Origin of the sequence: Kitasatospora sp. NPDC091335, from assembly GCF_044757205.1 — a bacterium.
Classification (GTDB): domain Bacteria; phylum Actinomycetota; class Actinomycetes; order Streptomycetales; family Streptomycetaceae; genus Kitasatospora.
Genome location: NZ_JBIVUM010000001.1, coordinates 43,621 through 60,919 on the forward strand (window position 1 = coordinate 43,621; position 17,299 = coordinate 60,919).

A 17,299-nucleotide genomic window follows, 5' to 3' on the forward strand; every position below is an offset into this window, starting at 1 on the left:
CAACGTCCGAGGGTGGGGGTTTGTCTGAATCCGCGGCGTTCGCGCAGTGGATCACCGCGTAGGTTCACAGGTGTTCACTCACCTGGACCTCCCGGAGGAAACCCCGATGGCCACTGCCACCACCCCGATACCGCGTCGCGCCGTCCTCGCCGACCTGCTGCCCGCCGCCTCCACCCGCCTCGGCGCCCAGGCCCGCGACCTGGCCCTGGTGGCCGGCGGCGCCGCGCTGACCGGCGTGGCCGCCCAGCTCTCGGTGAACGTCCCCGGCTCGCCGGTGCCGGTCACCGGCCAGACCTTCGCCGCCCTGCTGGTCGGCACCGCGCTCGGGGCCCGCCGCGGCGTCGCCGCGCTCGCGCTCTACCTGCTGGCCGGCATGGCGGGCCTGCCCTGGTTCGCCGAGGGCACCTCGGGCTGGGCGATGCCCTCCTTCGGCTACGTGCTCGGCTTCGTCCTCGCCGCCGCCCTGACCGGCGCGCTGGCCCGCCGCGGGGCCGACCGCACCCCGGTCCACACCGCCGTCACCATGGTCCTCGGCAGCCTCGCCGTCTACGCGGTCGGCGTCCCGTACCTGGCCGCGACGCTGCACGTGTCGCTCGCCCGCGCCGCCGAACTCGGCCTCTACCCGTACCTGGTCGGCGACGCCCTCAAGGCCGCCTTCGCGGCCGGCGCCCTGCCGCTGGCCTGGAAGCTGCTCGGCCGGCGCTGAGCGCGCCGCCTGTGGAGTCCGGGCGCACGCGCATGCCACACTCATCCGCATGCGCGTGTACCTGGGCTCCGACCATGCCGGATTCGATCTGAAGAACCACCTCGTCGAGTGGCTGAAGGGGGCCGGCCACGAGCCGGTCGACTGCGGGCCGCACATCTACGACGCCGAGGACGACTACCCGCCGTTCTGCCTGCGGGCCGCCGAGCGCACCGCCGCCGACGAGGACGCCCTGGGCATCGTGATCGGCGGCTCGGGCAACGGCGAGGCGATCGCCGCCAACAAGGTCAAGGGCGTCCGGGCCGCGCTGGCCTGGAGCGTGCAGACCGCCGAGCTCGGCCGCCAGCACAACAACGCCAACGTGATCTCCATCGGCGGCCGCATGCACACGCAGGAGGAGGCCACCGAGTTCGTCGAGGTCTTCCTCAAGACCCCGTACAGCGGCGAGCCCCGGCACACCCGCCGGATCGAGATGCTGAGCGAGTACGAGACCACCGGCGAACTCCCGCCGATCCCGGCCCACCACCCGCAGGGCTGATCCCGCCACCCACCCTCCCCGACGGCCGGCCGCACACCCCGTGCGACCGGCCGCCGTCGTGTCCGGGCGGCCCCGGCGCGCCGCGCGGAGGGCGCGGAACAGCCGCCCCGCGCCTGTGGGATCGGCCACAGGCCCCGGCGTCCGGACACCCCCGCGCGCGGGGCGCACGCGTCGACCGCACGCTGCGTACGCCCAACCCGGGTACGCCTCCTGACGGCACGACCGCACCCGCGCCGATCGGCCGAAACCCGCTGGACGCCCCGCGCCCGGGCACGGCTGTCCGCCCCCGGCCCGTCGACGCCGGGCGGTACCCGTGGATATGGTCGGACCCCATGGCTGGCAGAGCGCCGGGCACACCGCCCCAGACGACTGCGACGAGGCCCGGCGCCGCCCCGGCGTCCGAGTCCGTGACGGCCCGGTTGCGCAAGAGGGTCCGCCGGGTCCGCCGAAGGCTGCGCACAGCCGGGGTGGACTACTTCCGCGGCGGCGCCGCCGACTGGCCGGTGCTCTGCGCGCTCGCCCTGCTCGTCCCGATGCTGATCCTGCTCAACATCTGGATCCCCGGCTGGGCCCCGCCCACCTCCCTGGTCCTGCCGATCCTGGCCGGCGCCCTGCTGCTGCGCCCCGGCAGCCTGGTGGTGCTCTACGCGCTGGCCGCGCTCGGCCTCTCCTCCGAGTCCGTGATCCACACCGGCCAGCGGGTCGCCAGCGACAACCCCGAGGCCTACACCTACGGCGTGACCCCGGGCGCGGCCCTGGTGGTCGGCGCCGCCGGGGTGGGCGGCCTGCTGCTCGCCCAGTTCCGGGCCAGGGTCGGCGTGCCCTGGTGGGGCGGCTCCACCATGCTGTTCGACCTGCGCGAGCGGCTGCGGGTGCAGAGCCGGGTGCCCGAACTGCCGGACGGCTGGCACGCGGACATGGCGCTGCGCCCGGCCGGCGGCCAGTCCTTCTCCGGGGACTTCGTGGTCGCCGCCCGCACCGGCCCCGGCCGGCGGCTGCTGGAGGTGGTCCTCGCGGACGTCTCCGGCAAGGGCATGGACGCCGGCTCACGGGCCCTGCTGCTCTCCGGGGCCTTCGGCGGCCTGGTCGGCTCGCTGCCCGCGCACGACTTCCTGCCCGCCGCCAACGGCTACCTGCTGCGCCAGTCCTGGGAGGAGGGCTTCGCCACCGCCGTCCACCTGGTGCTGGACCTGGACACCGGCGAGTACGAGCTGCTCTCGGCCGGCCACCTGCCGGGCATGCAGCGGCTGGCGGGGGAGGGGCGCTGGGAGGTCAAGGAGGCCGAGGGCCCGCTGCTCGGGATCTACGACGGCGCCAAGTTCGAGGGCGTGCGCGGCCGGCTGAACCGGGGCGACGTGCTGATGCTGTGCACCGACGGCATGGTCGAGGCGCCGGGCCGGGACCTCGCGGAGGGCATGGACCGGCTGATGGGGGAGGCGGACCGGCTGGTCCCCGGCGGTGGCCCCGGCACCGGAGTGGGCGCCGCGGCCGGACTGATCGAGACGGTCGCCAGGGACATCAACGACGACCGGGCGGTGCTGCTGCTCTGGCGCGACTGACGCCCGCCGGCCCGGTTCGGGGGCACATGCCGCAGGCAGCCGCAACTGTCAAGCCTGGCAGCTGATCTTCAGCCAAATCGGATGCCCCGTCGACTGACCGGACCAGTGGCTTCCGTTACCCGCCCCCGACCGCTTCCCGGCCGCTCAGCACGCCCCGCCGACGATTCGTCAGGACGGCTCCGCTATCGTCCCGGTCGGCGGAAACTCGTCTCGCATCGCAGGATATCGGCGTTGGGCTGACTGTCAGACCTTTACGCAATCGGCACGGTCGACCACACTGAGTCCGGGCGGGACTGTTCAGGATTCGGGGGATGGGGGGCGTCACGTGCGGCACGACAGACAGCGGTCGACCGTGGGCTCCCTCACCGGCTGGTGTGCCGGACGGTCCGCGATTCCGCCTCGGGACCGTCGGACAGGCCGGGGTCCGGCTTTCGCAGGTGCCGCCGGGCGGCGGCACCCCGCTATGAAAACGAGGAAGTGAGTCCGGGTGGCACTCTCCGTCTCCGCTCTGGTCCTGTTCGCGATCCTGTGCATCATCTTCATCCGCAACAAGCAGCTGAAGATCGCGCACGGCATCGTCGCCGCCCTGTTCGGCTTCATGCTGCACGAGACCACCGTCGCCGGTTCCATCAACTCCCTGCTGTCCAACCTCGCGCACAGCATCTCCAGCATCACCGGCGGCTGACCGGGCGGGCCGTCCGTGCCCCCGCCGAGGGGGTCACCGGCCGGTCCGTCTGGCTTCCCGCCAGCGAGCGAACAGTCCCCGGGGGCGTGCCGCCGCCGGGGGCGGGACACGCGTCGGCGCGGGTGCCCCGGCGCCCGCCGCCGCGGCCTGCTCCGGTGCCGTCGGCTCGGTCGTCAACAGGACGAACAGGCGTGCCCAGCACAGTCGTTCGCCCCGGGGCCAGTCCAGCGCGCGCAGCGCCGCCGACGCCGCCTCCGACACCTCGCCGCCCACCCTGACCTCGGCGACGTCGTCCCCCGCCTTCCCGCCCAGGAAGAGCTTGACGCCCACCGGGCCCGGCCCGGTCAACTCCGCGCGCAGCGCGGGCGCCAGGGCCGGCAGCACCCGGTGCCCGGCCAGCCAGCGCGCCAGGTGCTCGTTGCCGAAGCCGAACACCGCGGCCGGCCCCTGCACCGCGTGCCAACCGGGGAGCCCGGGCAGGTCCTCGTGGCCGGCCCGCGCCTCGCGGCGCTCCGGCGGCTCGACCAGCACCGAGGCGGTGGTGGTCGCCCACATCCGCACGGCGTTGGCGAGCTTCTCCTCCTCGGTCTTGCCGAGGCCGGCCGCGCAGTCCCACACCACCGGGGCGTCCGCCCGGCCCAGGTGCAGCACGAAGCCGAGGTCCACGTGCCCGGCGCCGTCGTCCCCGGGGTGCTCGCGCACCGCCACCGCCGTGGTTCCGGGGCCGCGGACCACCTCGCCGTCCGGGTGGAAGACCTGGCCGAGGCGCGCCATCTCCAGGACCACGCAGCGCTGTATGACGGCCAGTCGCTCCTGCGGACCCACCGGGACTCCTCCATCTGGGGAGCGCGGCGGCTGAGGTCGCGCTCGAACTGCGCTCGAACGCCGCCGAGGCTATCGGCCCGACAGCCCGCCGGGAAACCAGTCGGACAGCACGGTCCTCCGGTCGCGGAAATGTCGTGTATGCCCCACTTTGGGCAGCGGAACCTGAAGGCCGTCCGCCCGGAGACCCGCATGCCCCGCAGCACCGCCCCGACCCCGCCCGCCCTCCTCGCCCCCGCCCCGACCCCGCTCGGGCACGGCCCCGCCGGCACCGGCCTGGTCGCCGAGATCGAGGCCTACCTCGCCTCGCTGCCCGCCCCCGCGCGCACCCCGGCGCCGTACGTCTGCCCGTACGGCAGCACCCCGCGGCCCTGGCACGCCGACCACCCGGCGCCCCGGGTCACCCTGCTCGACCGGGCGCTGGGCCGGCCCGCCCGCCCCGTCCCGGTCACCGCGGCCGGCCACCTCGGGCTCGCCTCCCGCTACATCGGGGCGTACGGCTGGCTCCAGGGCGCGATGTGGGACGAGGCCGGCCGGGTCTGCCTGCTCGGCGCGCAGGCCGCCGTCCTGGCCCACGGCTACGGCACCCCGGCCACCGTCCGCACCGCCAGGGTCCAGCTGATGGAGGTGCTGCACGCCACCGGCCGCCCGGCGCGCTCCCCGGACGAGTTCAACGACCGCCCGACCACCCGGGAGGGCGACATCCACCAGCTGCTGGACCGGGCCGCCGCCCGGGCCGCCCGGCTCGGCCTCTGAGGGTGCGCAGTCGCCGGCGGCCCCGGAAACGTCGACGGCCCCGGTGCGCTGGGCACACCGGGGCCGGACCGAAGAGCGGGCGACGAGAATCGAACTCGCGTGACTAGTTTGGAAGACTAGGGCTCTACCATTGAGCTACGCCCGCACGACGCTCCCAGCCGTCACCGGCCGGAAGTTCGGGGGACAGCCTACCTGGTCCGACCGCCGGAGCGCACCCCGGATCCCGCACACCCCCTGCGCGCCCGCGCGGTGTATGTCGCGGTCGCGCCCGCGCGGAAACTGGCGGCGAGCCGTGCAGGCCCGGCGTGTACGCTTCCTCTCGGCACCACGGGGTGTGGCGCAGTTTGGTAGCGCGTCCGCTTTGGGAGCGGAAGGCCGTCGGTTCGAATCCGGTCACCCCGACAGTGCGGCAGGGTCTCGCCCACCGGGGCGGGGCCCTGTTCTGTGTGGGAGCCCCGTCATGGCGGTACGGTGGCGCCTGGCGTCCGCCTTTGGTGGTACCGGTAGGATGGAGCGCTGGCGGTAGTCCCTGTGGCGTCAACCCAGGTCAACCGCACGAGGGCGAGGAGTCAAGCTCACCGTCCACCCCACGGGAGATGCAGCTCCAACCGCCCATCGCCCGTCTCGTCCGACCCCCCTTCCGGCTCCGGCCGGGCGATGGGGACGGGCGGAGACAACCTGACCGCAAGCCCCTAGGAGACCTAACCGTGAAGAGCGCCGTCGAGACTCTGAACCCGACCCGGGTTCGACTCACCGTCGAGGTGCCCTTCGAGGAGCTCAAGCCCAGCCTCGACGCGGCGTACAAGAAGATCAACCAGCAGGTCTCGGTCCCGGGCTTCCGCAAGGGCAAGATCCCGAACCGGGTCATCGACCAGCGCTTCGGCCGTGGTGCCGTGCTGGAGGAGGCCGTCAACGACGCCCTGCCGCGCTTCTACACGCAGGCCGTCGACGAGGTCAAGATCGAGGTCCTCGGCCAGCCCGACATCACCAACATCGAGGGTGTCGAGAAGATCGCCGACGGCGGTGACCTGAAGTTCACCGCCGAGGTGGACGTCCGTCCGGAGGTCACCCTGCCGGAGTTCTCCTCCATCGAGGTGACCGTCGACCCGATCGCGGTCTCCGACGAGGACATCGAGAAGTCGCTGGAGCAGCTGCGCGAGCGCTTCTCCTCGGTCAAGGACGTCGAGCGCGCGGCCGCCGAAGGCGACATCGTCGTCGTGGACCTGGTTGCCAAGGTCGACGGCGAGGTGCCGGAGGACGGCACCGCCAACGGCGTCAGCTACGAGATCGGCTCGGGCCGTCTGATCGACGGCATCGACGAGGCCGTTCTCGGCCTGTCGGCCGGCGACGAGAAGACCTTCGAGACCGAGCTCAAGGGTGGCACCCAGGCGGGCAAGACCTCCGAGGTCACCGTCACCGTCACCGCCGTCCAGGAGAAGGAGCTGCCGGAGCTGGACGACGAGTTCGCCCAGCTGGCCAGCGAGTTCGACTCCCTGGAGGACCTGCGCGCCGACTCCCGCAAGCGCCTCGAGCGCATGAAGGAGTACGACCAGGCCACCCAGGCCCAGGAGAAGGTCCTGGACGCGCTGCTCACGCTGGTTGAGATCGAGTACCCCGAGAAGCTTCTCAAGGACGAGGTCGAGACCCGCAAGCACAACGTGGAGCACCACCAGCTCCAGCCGATGGGCCTCACCATCGACGCCTACCTGGAGACCCAGGGCAAGACCCACGAGGAGTGGGACGCGGAGATCGAGGAGCAGGCGAAGAAGGGCATCAAGACCCAGTTCGTCCTGGACCAGATCGTCGCGAACGAGGAGCTGGGTGTGAACCAGGAGGAGCTCACCGAGCACCTCATCCGCCGCGCCGCCGGCTCGGGCCTCACCCCGGACCAGTTCGCCCAGCAGGTCGTCCAGGGCGGCCAGGTTCCGCTGCTGGTCGGCGAGGTCGCCCGCGGCAAGGCGCTGGCCACCGTGGTCGAGGCCGCCAAGGTCGTCGACACCGAGGGCAACGAGGTCAGCTTCGACGACGAGGACGAGACGGGCGAGACCGTCGAGGCCGCCGCCGACGAGGCCGCCGAGGAGAAGACCGAGGCCTGAGTGCCCCGGTAGCCCCCTGAGGCAACCCAGCGGGCCCGGACGCCGTACGGTGTCCGGGCCCGCTGTCGTCCCCTCCGGGCCCGCCGCGACCCTGCGCTCACAGCGAACAGTTCTGCGTGAGGGATTCTGCGGCCCGGCCTGCGCGTTAGGGTCCTTGGACAGCACCAATCACGACGTGATACCCGGAAGCTGTGCGACATCGTGAGAGCCGCGGAACGGCCCTCCAAATCGACTGAGCAGGTGGCTAAGTGACGTTCCCGCAGATGCAGATGCCTGGCCCGATGGCGCCGCACGCCGCCGCTGGTGACGTGCTCGGCGGTCTTGGCGACCAGGTCTACAACCGGCTGCTCAACGAGCGGATCATCTTCCTCGGCCAGCAGGTCGACGACGACATCGCCAACAAGATCACCGCCCAGCTGCTCCTGCTGGCCGCGGACCCGGACAAGGACATCTTCCTTTACATCAACTCTCCGGGTGGCTCGATCTCCGCGGGCATGGCGATCTACGACACCATGCAGTACATCAAGAACGACGTCGTCACCATCGCGATGGGCATGGCCGCCTCGATGGGCCAGTTCCTGCTGACCGCGGGCGCCAAGGGCAAGCGCTTCTCGCTGCCGAACGCCAACATCCTGATGCACCAGCCCTCCGCGGGCCTGGGCGGCTCCGCCACCGACATCCGGATCCAGGCCGAGCAGCTGCTCCGTACCAAGAAGCGGATGTCCGAGCTGATCGCCCACCACAGCGGCCAGTCCTTCGAGCAGATCACCAGGGACTCGGACCGCGACCGCTGGTTCACCCCGGAGGAGGCCCTGGAGTACGGCCTCATCGACGCGATCATGCACAGCGCCGCGGACGTCCCCGGCGGCGGCGGCACGGGCGCTGCCTGAGCCCCGGCCCGCCAGACCACAGCCCCAACGCCCCGGAGGACAAGGACCCCCATGAACATCCCCAGCCTGTCGGCCGCCAAGGCCCGCGTCGAGGACATGCGCGCCGAGGGCCGTTACATCGTCCCGCGCTTCGTCGAGCGCACCACGCAGGGCATCCGCGAGTACGACCCGTACGCCAAGCTGTTCGAGGAGCGCATCATCTTCCTCGGCTCGCAGGTGGACGACGTCTCGGCGAACGACATCATGGCGCAGCTGCTGTGCCTGGAGTCGATGGACCCGGACCGCGAGATCCAGATGTACATCAACTCGCCCGGCGGCTCGTTCACGGCCCTGACGGCCATCTACGACACCATGCAGTACGTGAAGCCGGACATCACCACGGTCTGCATGGGCCAGGCGGCCTCCGCCGCGGCCGTGCTGCTCGCCGCCGGCACCCCCGGCAAGCGGATGGCGCTGCCGAACGCCCGGATCCTGATCCACCAGCCGTACACCGAGACCGGCCGCGGTCAGGTGTCCGACCTGGAGATCCAGGCCAAGGAGATCTTCCGGATGCGCGAGCAACTGGAGCAGATGCTCTCCAAGCACTCCAACAAGTCGGTGGAGCAGGTGCGCGAGGACATCGAGCGCGACAAGATCCTGACCGCCGACGAGGCCGCCGAGTACGGCCTGGTCGACCAGATCATCTCCACCCGCAAGACCTCGCTGACCTCCTGAGGCCGGCTCCCTCCCGGCCCGTCATCGGACCGGAGGGGCCCATCGGGGCGGGGTGCGCACCCGGGTGCGCACCCCGCCCCGGCCCGTGGGCGGGTCCGTGCGACGGCATCTGTTCGGTATCAATTCGCCCAGGGCGTAGGGCAGACCTGGCGAAGAGGACGGAATCACGGGCCCGACAGAGTACCGTCGGATACCGAGACCGAGCGCCCTCGGCGTTGACGGTCCACAGCACCAGGCCCCGGAACCCTGCGGGGCCCCTGGCGAAGGGGAAGCACCTCGTGGCACGCATCGGAGACGGTGGCGACCTGCTCAAGTGCTCGTTCTGCGGCAAGTCGCAGAAGCAGGTGAAGAAGCTGATCGCCGGCCCAGGCGTGTACATCTGCGACGAGTGCATCGACCTGTGCAACGAGATCATCGAGGAGGAACTCGCCGAGACCTCCGAGGTGCGCTTCGAGGAACTCCCGAAGCCGCGCGAGATCTACGAGTTCCTGGACCAGTACGTGGTCGGCCAGGACCTCGCCAAGAAGGCGCTGTCGGTGGCCGTCTACAACCACTACAAGCGTGTCCAGGCGGGTGAGGCGGGCCGCAGCGGCGGAAACGGCCGCGAGGACGCCATCGAGCTGGCCAAGTCCAACATCCTGCTGCTGGGCCCCACCGGCTCCGGCAAGACGCTGCTGGCGCAGACCCTGGCCCGGATGCTCAACGTGCCGTTCGCGATCGCGGACGCCACCGCGCTGACCGAGGCCGGCTACGTCGGCGAGGACGTCGAGAACATCCTGCTCAAGCTGATCCAGGCGGCCGACTACGACGTCAAGAAGGCCGAGACCGGGATCATCTACATCGACGAGATCGACAAGGTCGCGCGCAAGAGCGAGAACCCGTCGATCACCCGGGACGTCTCCGGCGAGGGTGTGCAGCAGGCCCTGCTGAAGATCCTGGAGGGCACCACCGCCTCGGTGCCGCCGCAGGGCGGGCGCAAGCACCCGCACCAGGAGTTCATCCAGATCGACACCACCAACGTGCTGTTCATCGTCGGCGGCGCGTTCGCCGGCCTGGAGCGGATCATCGAGGGCCGCGCGGGTGCCAAGGGCATCGGTTTCGGCGCCAACATCCGCTCCAAGCGGGAGTCGGACGCCAGCGACCACTTCCGCCAGGTGATGCCCGAGGACCTGGTGAAGTTCGGCATGATCCCCGAGTTCATCGGCCGTCTGCCGGTGATCACCAGCGTCCACAACCTGGACCGCGAGGCGCTGCTCCAGATCCTCACCGAGCCGCGCAACGCGCTGGTCAAGCAGTACCGCAAGCTGTTCGAACTGGACGGCGTGGAGCTGGAGTTCTCCCGGGACGCGCTGGAGGCGATCGCCGACCAGGCGATCCTGCGCGGCACCGGCGCGCGCGGGCTGCGGGCCATCATGGAGGAGGTGCTGATGTCCGTGATGTACGAGGTGCCCTCGCGTCAGGACGTCGCCCGCGTGGTGGTCACCGGGGACGTGGTCTCCAAGCACGCCATCCCCACCCTGGTGCCGCGCGACATGATCAAGCGCGAGCGCCGGGAGAAGAGCGCCTGACCCTGGGCTTCGCACGCGGGAGGGCCTCGCACCGATCCGGTGCGAGGCCCTCCCGCGTGCGCGGCCGGGAGCCAGGGTCGGCTACTTGGCGGTCTTCGTGGTGTCGCGGATCGCCCGGGTCTTCTCGGCGGCCTGGGCGGGGGTGAGGGCCGAGCCGCCGACACCGCCCGCCGTGACGCTGACCTTGGTGAAGGTCACCCGGGCGTAGGTCGACTTGTCCGCCCAGACGCAGACCGTGGACTGGGTCTTGCCGGACAGCAGCGAGTAGACGCCGCAGGAGAGCCGGCCCGAGGAGGCGGCGGCTGGCCGTACTGGGGTTGGCCGTACTGCGGCTGGGGCGCCCCGTAGGGCTGCTGCGGCTGGCCGTAGTGCGGTGGCGGGCCCCCGTGCGGCTGCTGCCTGTCCCTGCGGATACTGCTGTCCCTGGCCGTACATCTGCCTCCGTGCTCCCCGCCGCACCCGCGGCCTGTGGTGTGTCGAGTCGTTCGGTGCCCGTCCGGTCCGCCGGACGAGTGCCCGGGCACGCTACCGCACGGTGCCCGGTGCGGGCCCGGCCGGGCGTGGCGGCTCCGCGGGCCGAAAGCCGTTCGTGACCCGGTCCTCCGGTTACGTAAACTGTGCGTCGTGACCGACACGACGAACCAGCGCCCCGTGAGCACCTTTGCCGGGGACGAAGCAGCAACCCTCCCGACGACCTACACCCCCGCGGACGTAGAGGGCGAGCTGTACGAGCGCTGGGTGGACCGTGGCTACTTCACGGCGGACGCGAAGAGCGACAAGCCCGCCTACACCATCGTCATCCCGCCGCCGAACGTCACCGGCGCCCTGCACCTGGGCCACGCCTTCCAGCACACGCTGATGGACGCGCTGACCCGCCGCAAGCGCATGCAGGGCTACGAGACGCTTTGGCTGCCGGGCATGGACCACGCCGGCATCGCCACCCAGAACAAGGTCGAGCAGCAGCTCGCCGAGTCCGGCCTGTCCCGGCACGACCTGGGCCGCGAGGCCTTCGTCGAGAAGGTCTGGGAGTGGAAGAAGAGCTACGGCGGCCGCATCCTCGGCCAGATGCGCCGCCTCGGCGACGGCGTGGACTGGTCCCGCGAGCGCTTCACCATGGACGAGGGCCTCTCCCAGTCCGTCCAGACCATCTTCAAGCGGCTCTTCGACGACGGCCTGATCTACCGCGCCGAGCGCATCATCAACTGGTGCCCGCGCTGCCTCACCGCGCTGTCCGACATCGAGGTGGAGCACGAGGAGACGCCGGGCGAGCTGGTCTCGATCCGTTACGGCGAGGGCGACGACTCGATCATCGTCGCCACCACCCGGGCCGAGACGATGCTGGGCGACACCGCGGTGGCCGTCCACCCGGAGGACGAGCGCTACCGTCACCTGGTCGGCCGCACCATCAAGCTGCCGCTGACCGACCGCGAGATCCCGGTCGTCGCGGACGAGCACGTCGACCCGGAGTTCGGCACCGGCGCCGTCAAGGTGACGCCCGCGCACGACCCGAACGACTTCGCCATCGGCCAGCGCCACGACCTGCCCAACCTGACCGTGATGGACGATCGCGGTGCGATCACCGTGCACGGTCCCTTCCTCGGCATGGACCGACTGGAGGCCCGCTCGGCCGTCGTCGGCGCGCTGCGCGAGCAGGGCCGGATCGTCGCCGAGAAGCGCCCGTACATGCACGCCGTGGGCCACTGCTCGCGCTGCCACACCGTGGTCGAGCCGCGGCTGTCGCTCCAGTGGTGGGTCAAGGTCGAGCCGCTGGCCAGGGCCGCCGGCGACGCCGTCCGCGACGGCAAGGTGGAGATCCACCCGAAGGAGCTGGAGCGCCGCTACTTCGACTGGGTCGACAACATGTACGACTGGTGCATCTCGCGCCAGCTCTGGTGGGGCCACCGGATCCCGGTCTGGTACGGCCCGGAGGGCGAGGTCGTCTGCGTCGGACCGGACGAGCAGCCGCCGACCGGCGAGGGCTGGGTCCAGGACCCGGACGTCCTGGACACCTGGTTCTCCTCCGGCCTGTGGCCGTTCTCCACGCTCGGCTGGCCGGAGAAGACCGCCGACCTGGAGAAGTTCTACCCGACCGACGTCCTGGTGACCGGCCACGACATCATCTTCTTCTGGGTCGCCCGGATGATGATGTTCGGCCTGTACGCGATGGACGGCGAGGCGCCGTTCAAGACCGTCGCCCTGACCGGTCTGGTGCGCGACGAGTTCGGCAAGAAGATGTCGAAGTCCTCCGGCACCGCGGTGGACCCGCTGGACTGGATGGACGCCTACGGCGCCGACGCCGTCCGCTTCACCCTGGCCGGCGGTGCCAACCCGGGCGCCGACGTGCCGATCGGCGAGGACTGGGTCAAGGGCTCGCGCAACTTCTGCAACAAGATCTGGAACGCGACCCGCTTCGCGCTGATGAACGGCGCCACCGCCGCGGGCCCGCTGCCCGCGCCGGAGGACATGACCGCGGTCGACCGCTGGATCCTGTCGCGGCTGAACGCCACCGTCGCCAAGGTGGACGCGCTGTACGACGACTTCCAGTTCGCCAAGGCCACGGACGCGCTGTACCACTTCGCCTGGGACGAGGTCTTCGACTGGTACGTCGAGCTCTCCAAGACCACCCTGGCCAAGGGCGGCCCGCAGGCGGACGCCTCGCGCCGGGTGCTCGGCGAGGTCCTGGACGTCACGCTGCGCCTGCTGCACCCGGTCGTCCCGTTCGTCACCGAGGCGCTGTGGACCACGCTCACCGGCGCCGAGTCGCTGGTCGTGGCCGAGTGGCCGAAGGACAGCGGCTACCGTGACGCGGCCGCCGAGTCGGAGATCGCCACGCTCCAGCAGGTGGTCACCGAGGTCCGCCGGTTCCGTTCGGACCAGGGCCTCCAGCCCGCGCAGCGCGTCCCGGCCCGGCTGGAGCTGACCGGCACCGTGCTCGCCGTCCACGAGGACGCGATCCGGTCGCTGCTGCGGCTGACCACCCCGGAGGAGGGCTTCGCGGCCACCGCCTCGCTGCCGGTCGCCGGTGCCACCGTCTCGCTGGACCTCTCCGGCACCATCGACGTCGCGGCCGAGCGCAAGCGCCTGGCCAAGGACCTCGCGGCCGCCGAGAAGGAGAAGACCCAGACCACCGCCAAGCTCGGCAACGAGGCGTTCCTCGCCAAGGCGCCGGACGAGGTGGTCGCCAAGATCCGCGGCCGCCAGGAGGCCGCCGAGGCCGACATCGCCCGGATCACCGCCCAGCTCGCGGCGCTGCCGCAGGGCTGATCCGCCGGACCGACCGGAGGGGCCGTACGCCGCGACGCGCGGGGTGCGGCCCCTCGGCGTTTTCCGGTACGGCTTCCGGGCGTTGCTTCAGGGGGGCGCTTTCGCTACGCCTAATAGCCCAGCGACATTGCTCCCTTCCGGCGAATTATCATCCTGCGACCGGGTGAGGCCCTATTCCGAGCGAATTGATTCAGGTCTTGCCCGCGCGCGTTCGCGGAAGTTTTCAGGTCCGCTGTGTACCGTGTGCACGGAGTTTCCGAATGGGCGTTTCCGCTGAGCGTTCCTGCTGAGCGACGGACGGGAGGGCATGGCGTGGTGGTGACCCAGGAGTTGGCCGACGAACTGCCTGCCGAGGCGGTCGAGGAGGCCAAGGCCAGGGCGGCGACCCTGCTGCTCGCCTTCCGGCACGGGAACCAGCTCGCGTTCGACCAGGAGCTGGACCTGCTGCTCACCGAGCACGCCGAGCGCGAGGTGACCACCCTGCTCACCTGGATCGCCGCCGAGGCCGTCCGCAAGGCGTACGCCCCCGAGGTCGGTGACAAGGTGCTGCGGGCGATGGCCAGGCGGGCGCCGGACGACACCGGCGCGGTCGACGTGGACGAGGAGACCTCGAACGCCGCCCAGCTGATCGAGGCGGTGGCGGACGGCCGGGTGGCCGAGGTCCGCGGCCTGGTGGCGGCGACGCCGGACACCACCTTCCTGCTCGGCGGCCTGCTGCAGGGCGTCGCGATGATGCTGCCGCTGCTGCCCGAGGGCGAACTGGCCGAGATCACCGCCGAGTTGCGCCGTCGGCACGGCGGCGCCGCGCACGTGCCGGAGGCCCGGGCCGGGGTCTGAACCCGGGCCTCCGACAGGCTGCCGGTGCCGGTTACGGCATGGCGTGCAGGTGCGAGCCGATGGTGTTGGCGACCGGACCGCCCGCCTGGGCGTCCCAGTTGGTCGACCAGGTCATCGCGCCGCCGATGCCGGGCCACTTGGTGTCCGGCTTGTAGCTGCCGCAGTTGGTGCCGGAGGCCAGGCAGTCCAGCGCGTTGTTGACGGTGGCGGCGGCGACGTACCCGCCGCCCGCGGCGCTGGTGGAGGCCGGCACCCCGAGGCCCACCTGGTCGGGCCGCAGCCCGCCCTTGAGCTGGATGCAGGCCAGCGCGGTGAGGAAGTTCTCGGTGCCCTGCGAGTAGACGTTCCCGTCGCAGCCGTTCATCGCGCCGGAGTTGTAGTACTGCATGTTGACGATGGTGAGGATGTCCTTCACGTTCAGCGCCAGCTTGAAGTACTCCATGCCGGTCGACTGCATGTCGATCGTCTGCGGCGCCATGGTGAGGATGAATCCGCTCCCCGCCTTGGCGGCGAGGGCGTGCAGGGCCTGCCCCATGTAGGTGGAGCTGATGCCGTTCTCCAGGTCGATGTCGATCCCGTCGAAGCCGTAGCTCTGCATCAGCGCCCAGGCGGTGCTGGTGAAGTTCGAGGCGGAGGAGGAGTCGCCCACCCAGACCGTGCCGTTCTGCCCGCCGATCGAGAGCACCACCCGCTTCCCGGCCGCCCGTTTGGCCGCGATGTCGGCCTTGAACTGGGCGTCGGTGTAGCCGCCGAGGCGGGAGGAGAGCTTGGGGTCGAGGGTGAAGCTCAGGCCGCCGCGGGTGGCGGTGGCGTCCGCGAAGGAGACCGCGATGATGTCGTAGGCGGCCGGGACGTCGCTGATCCGCTGGACGGTGGCGCCGTTGTCGAAGTTCTGCCAGTAGCCGGTGAGGATGTGCTTGGGCAGGCCCTGGGGCTTGGTCGGGGTCGCGGTCGGGGAGGAGCTGCCGGTGTCCGTGGCGGTGGCCGTCGGGCTCGGCGAGGCGGTGTCGGTGGGGGTGGGGGTCGGGCTCGGGGACGGCTGGCCGCCGGGCCCGAGCAGCGAGACGTCGTCGGCGGCGAAGGCCGGCTGCCCGTACCAGCCGTGCAGGTAGACGGTGACGCTGGTGGTGCCGGGGCCGGTGGTGAAGGTGGTGCTCAGCTGGGACCAGGCGGCGCCGCCCGGGGTCCAGGTGCTCGGATCGGTGCCGCCGGTGCCGCGGGCGCCCAGGTAGACGTACGAGCCCTGCACCCAGGCGCTCAGGGTGTACGAGGAGGAGGGCTTCACCGCGACGGTCTGGGTGCACTCGCCGGTGTCGCTCCCGGCCGGGGTGGACTGCAGGGCGTGGGTGCCTGAGTGGGTGGTGGTGCCCTGGACCGTGCCGTTCGAACAGGTCCAGCCGGACAGGGTCCCGGTCTCGAAGCCGCCGTTGGCGATCAGGTCGGTGTCGGCGGCGTGGGCGCCGGTGCCGCCGGCCAGGACGAGTCCGCCCAGGCCGATGACCAGGGCGCTCGCTCCGGCGAACAGCGAGTGGACGGCGCGCGGGCGCCGGTGTCGGGCAGGTGGCATGACGTCATCTCCAGTGGGGGGAAACCCGGCGGCGCCTCGTGGGGGAGGAACGCCGTCCGGGGTGTCGATGTGCACGTGCGGGAGCTACCGACAACTCAAGTCCCGGTCGGGAACGGAGACTTGCCTCACAAGGTGGAGTAGACCAATCCGACTGTCAAGAGCGCCTAGGCGGCCGGGGGCCCGGCCTCGGCCGACTCGGCGACGGCCGCGGTCAGCGCGGCGATCCGGGCCGAGGCCAGGCCGTCGCCGTACGGGCTCGGGGTGGCCGCCAGCCGGGCGAGCCGCTCGGGGGTGTCGGAGAGCCAGGCCGCCGCCAGGGCGCCCAGCTCCTCGCCGGGCCGCACCAGCGCGGCGAAGCCGGCCGCCACCGTCTCCGGGCGTTCGGTGGAGCGGCGCACCACCAGCAGCGGGCGGCCCAGCACGGTGCACTCCTCCTGCACGCCGCCGGAGTCGGAGACCAGCAGGGCGGCGTGGCTCGCCAGGCCCAGGAAGTCGCCGTAGCCGACCGGACCGGTGACGGCCAGGCGCTCCAGCAGGCCGTCCAGGCCGAAGCGCTCGACGGCGGCCCGGGTGCGCGGGTGCATCGGGAACAGCACCGGGGTGCCGGCCCGGGCGATCCGGTCCAGCTCCGCCAGCACCGCGCCGAGCGCCTCGGCGGTGTCGGTGTTCTCCGGGCGGTGCACGGTGGCCAGCACGTACCCGTCCGGGCGCAGCCCGTGCGCGGCGAGCAGCGCGGCGCGGGCGGCGCCGTCCGGCAGCTGACGGCGGACCACCTCGACGACGGTGTTGCCGGTGAGCTCGATCCGGGCCTCGGCCAGCGACTCGGCGCGCAGGTTGGCGACGTTGTCGCCGGTGGCGGCGCAGAGCAGGTCGGAGACGTGGTCGACCATCACCCGGTTGTGCTCCTCGGGCATCGCCCGGTCGAAGCTGCGCAGCCCGGCCTCGACGTGGACCAGCGGGATCTCCCGGGCGTTGGCGGCCAGCGCCCCGGCCAGGGTGGCGTTGGTGTCGCCCTGGACGACCACGGCGACAGGGCGGTCCTCGGCGAAGGCGGCGTCCAGCTGGCCCAGCGACTGGGCGATCTGGCCGGCCCTGGGGCGGCCGCCGACACCGGTGAGCAGCTCGGGCTCGGGCAGGTCGAGGTCGCGCAGGAAGCGGCCGGACATCGACTCGTCCCAGTGCTGCCCGGTGTGCACCAGCCGGGTCGCGTCGCCCAGTTCGTGGATCAGCGGGGCGAGCTTGACCAGTTCGGGGCGGGTGCCGAGGACGACGGCGACGCTGGACGGGGGCAGGCACATGC

15 protein-coding genes and 2 tRNA genes are annotated in these 17,299 nt (G+C 71.8%); 12 read left to right on the forward strand and 5 right to left on the reverse strand.

Features of this window, described 5'->3' with window-relative positions; all coding sequences use genetic code 11:
* Window positions 1-106: 106 nt before the first annotated feature.
* From ACIQOW_RS00185 to ACIQOW_RS00200, 4 genes are all read left to right on the forward strand, one after another.
* Window positions 107-706, forward strand: a complete 600-nt coding sequence (locus ACIQOW_RS00185) for a biotin transporter BioY (RefSeq protein ID WP_401077839.1) — start codon at window positions 107-109, stop codon at window positions 704-706.
* A 49-nt stretch (window positions 707-755) separates the two neighbouring features.
* On the forward strand, window positions 756-1,241 hold the full coding sequence (locus ACIQOW_RS00190) for a ribose-5-phosphate isomerase (RefSeq protein ID WP_188296583.1): 486 nt from the start codon (window positions 756-758) through the stop codon (window positions 1,239-1,241).
* A gap of 332 nt (window positions 1,242-1,573) precedes the next feature.
* Window positions 1,574-2,800 carry a PP2C family protein-serine/threonine phosphatase gene (locus ACIQOW_RS00195; RefSeq protein WP_401077842.1) on the forward strand — a complete coding sequence of 409 codons (1,227 nt, stop codon included), beginning with the start codon at window positions 1,574-1,576 and terminating at the stop codon, window positions 2,798-2,800.
* Between the two features lie 487 nt (window positions 2,801-3,287).
* Window positions 3,288-3,485, forward strand: coding sequence for a hypothetical protein (locus tag ACIQOW_RS00200; protein ID WP_188296581.1), 198 nt, complete (start codon window positions 3,288-3,290; stop codon window positions 3,483-3,485).
* A 33-nt stretch (window positions 3,486-3,518) separates the two neighbouring features.
* Here the strand turns inward: ACIQOW_RS00200 and ACIQOW_RS00205 are convergent, their stop codons facing one another.
* Window positions 3,519-4,310, reverse strand: coding sequence for a DUF6348 family protein (locus ACIQOW_RS00205; protein ID WP_401077846.1), 792 nt, complete (start codon window positions 4,308-4,310; stop codon window positions 3,519-3,521).
* Between the two features lie 189 nt (window positions 4,311-4,499).
* On the opposite strand from ACIQOW_RS00205, the gene ACIQOW_RS00210 reads away from it, so the two are divergent.
* Entirely contained in the window at window positions 4,500-5,063 is a 564-nt protein-coding gene (locus ACIQOW_RS00210) for a hypothetical protein (protein ID WP_401077849.1), read from the forward strand.
* 74 nt (window positions 5,064-5,137) lie between these two features.
* Here ACIQOW_RS00210 and ACIQOW_RS00215 read toward each other — a convergent pair.
* Window positions 5,138-5,208: transfer RNA gene (locus tag ACIQOW_RS00215), tRNA-Gly, on the reverse strand.
* 183 nt (window positions 5,209-5,391) lie between these two features.
* On the opposite strand from ACIQOW_RS00215, the gene ACIQOW_RS00220 reads away from it, so the two are divergent.
* From ACIQOW_RS00220 to clpX, 5 genes are all read left to right on the forward strand, one after another.
* Window positions 5,392-5,465 (forward strand) — tRNA-Pro (locus tag ACIQOW_RS00220).
* Between the two features lie 305 nt (window positions 5,466-5,770).
* Window positions 5,771-7,159 carry a trigger factor gene (gene tig, locus ACIQOW_RS00225; RefSeq protein WP_401077852.1) on the forward strand — a complete coding sequence of 463 codons (1,389 nt, stop codon included), beginning with the start codon at window positions 5,771-5,773 and terminating at the stop codon, window positions 7,157-7,159.
* A gap of 269 nt (window positions 7,160-7,428) precedes the next feature.
* Complete coding sequence (locus tag ACIQOW_RS00230) at window positions 7,429-8,049, forward strand: ATP-dependent Clp protease proteolytic subunit (RefSeq protein ID WP_401079741.1); 621 nt, start codon at window positions 7,429-7,431, stop codon at window positions 8,047-8,049.
* A gap of 51 nt (window positions 8,050-8,100) precedes the next feature.
* Window positions 8,101-8,763, forward strand: a complete 663-nt coding sequence (locus ACIQOW_RS00235; protein ID WP_188296577.1) for an ATP-dependent Clp protease proteolytic subunit — start codon at window positions 8,101-8,103, stop codon at window positions 8,761-8,763.
* A gap of 278 nt (window positions 8,764-9,041) precedes the next feature.
* Window positions 9,042-10,331: an ATP-dependent Clp protease ATP-binding subunit ClpX gene (clpX, locus tag ACIQOW_RS00240; protein ID WP_045696864.1), complete on the forward strand. Its 1,290-nt coding sequence runs from the start codon at window positions 9,042-9,044 to the stop codon at window positions 10,329-10,331.
* A gap of 81 nt (window positions 10,332-10,412) precedes the next feature.
* Here the strand turns inward: clpX and ACIQOW_RS00245 are convergent, their stop codons facing one another.
* Window positions 10,413-10,766, reverse strand: coding sequence for a hypothetical protein (locus ACIQOW_RS00245; RefSeq protein ID WP_401077855.1), 354 nt, complete (start codon window positions 10,764-10,766; stop codon window positions 10,413-10,415).
* A gap of 189 nt (window positions 10,767-10,955) precedes the next feature.
* On the opposite strand from ACIQOW_RS00245, the gene ACIQOW_RS00250 reads away from it, so the two are divergent.
* Window positions 10,956-13,595 carry a valine--tRNA ligase gene (locus ACIQOW_RS00250; RefSeq protein ID WP_401077858.1) on the forward strand — a complete coding sequence of 880 codons (2,640 nt, stop codon included), beginning with the start codon at window positions 10,956-10,958 and terminating at the stop codon, window positions 13,593-13,595.
* 312 nt (window positions 13,596-13,907) lie between these two features.
* Window positions 13,908-14,432, forward strand: a complete 525-nt coding sequence (locus ACIQOW_RS00255; protein ID WP_401077861.1) for a hypothetical protein — start codon at window positions 13,908-13,910, stop codon at window positions 14,430-14,432.
* Window positions 14,433-14,463: 31 nt separating this feature from the next.
* Here ACIQOW_RS00255 and ACIQOW_RS00260 read toward each other — a convergent pair whose 3' ends face one another.
* Both ACIQOW_RS00260 and wecB read right to left on the reverse strand, forming a co-directional pair.
* Complete coding sequence (locus tag ACIQOW_RS00260; protein WP_401077863.1) at window positions 14,464-15,999, reverse strand: chitinase; 1,536 nt, start codon at window positions 15,997-15,999, stop codon at window positions 14,464-14,466.
* Between the two features lie 164 nt (window positions 16,000-16,163).
* Window positions 16,164-17,297 carry a non-hydrolyzing UDP-N-acetylglucosamine 2-epimerase gene (gene wecB / locus ACIQOW_RS00265; RefSeq protein WP_401079743.1) on the reverse strand — a complete coding sequence of 378 codons (1,134 nt, stop codon included), beginning with the start codon at window positions 17,295-17,297 and terminating at the stop codon, window positions 16,164-16,166.
* Window positions 17,298-17,299: the final 2 nt, after the last annotated feature.

Excerpts from the sequence above, each read along its gene's own strand:
- ACIQOW_RS00185 (WP_401077839.1), top strand. The coding sequence starts at position 107 with ATGGCCACTGCCACCACCCCGATACCGCGTCGCGCCGTCCTCGCCGAC.
- ACIQOW_RS00190 (WP_188296583.1), top strand. The coding sequence starts at position 756 with ATGCGCGTGTACCTGGGCTCCGACCATGCCGGATTCGATCTGAAGAAC.
- ACIQOW_RS00195 (WP_401077842.1), top strand. The coding sequence starts at position 1,574 with ATGGCTGGCAGAGCGCCGGGCACACCGCCCCAGACGACTGCGACGAGG.
- ACIQOW_RS00210 (WP_401077849.1), top strand. The coding sequence starts at position 4,500 with ATGCCCCGCAGCACCGCCCCGACCCCGCCCGCCCTCCTCGCCCCCGCC.
- ACIQOW_RS00230 (WP_401079741.1), top strand. The coding sequence starts at position 7,429 with ATGCCTGGCCCGATGGCGCCGCACGCCGCCGCTGGTGACGTGCTCGGC.
- ACIQOW_RS00235 (WP_188296577.1), top strand. The coding sequence starts at position 8,101 with ATGAACATCCCCAGCCTGTCGGCCGCCAAGGCCCGCGTCGAGGACATG.
- ACIQOW_RS00245 (WP_401077855.1), bottom strand. The coding sequence starts at position 10,766 with ATGTACGGCCAGGGACAGCAGTATCCGCAGGGACAGGCAGCAGCCGCA.
- ACIQOW_RS00260 (WP_401077863.1), bottom strand. The coding sequence starts at position 15,999 with ATGCCACCTGCCCGACACCGGCGCCCGCGCGCCGTCCACTCGCTGTTC.
- wecB (WP_401079743.1), bottom strand. The coding sequence starts at position 17,297 with ATGTGCCTGCCCCCGTCCAGCGTCGCCGTCGTCCTCGGCACCCGCCCC.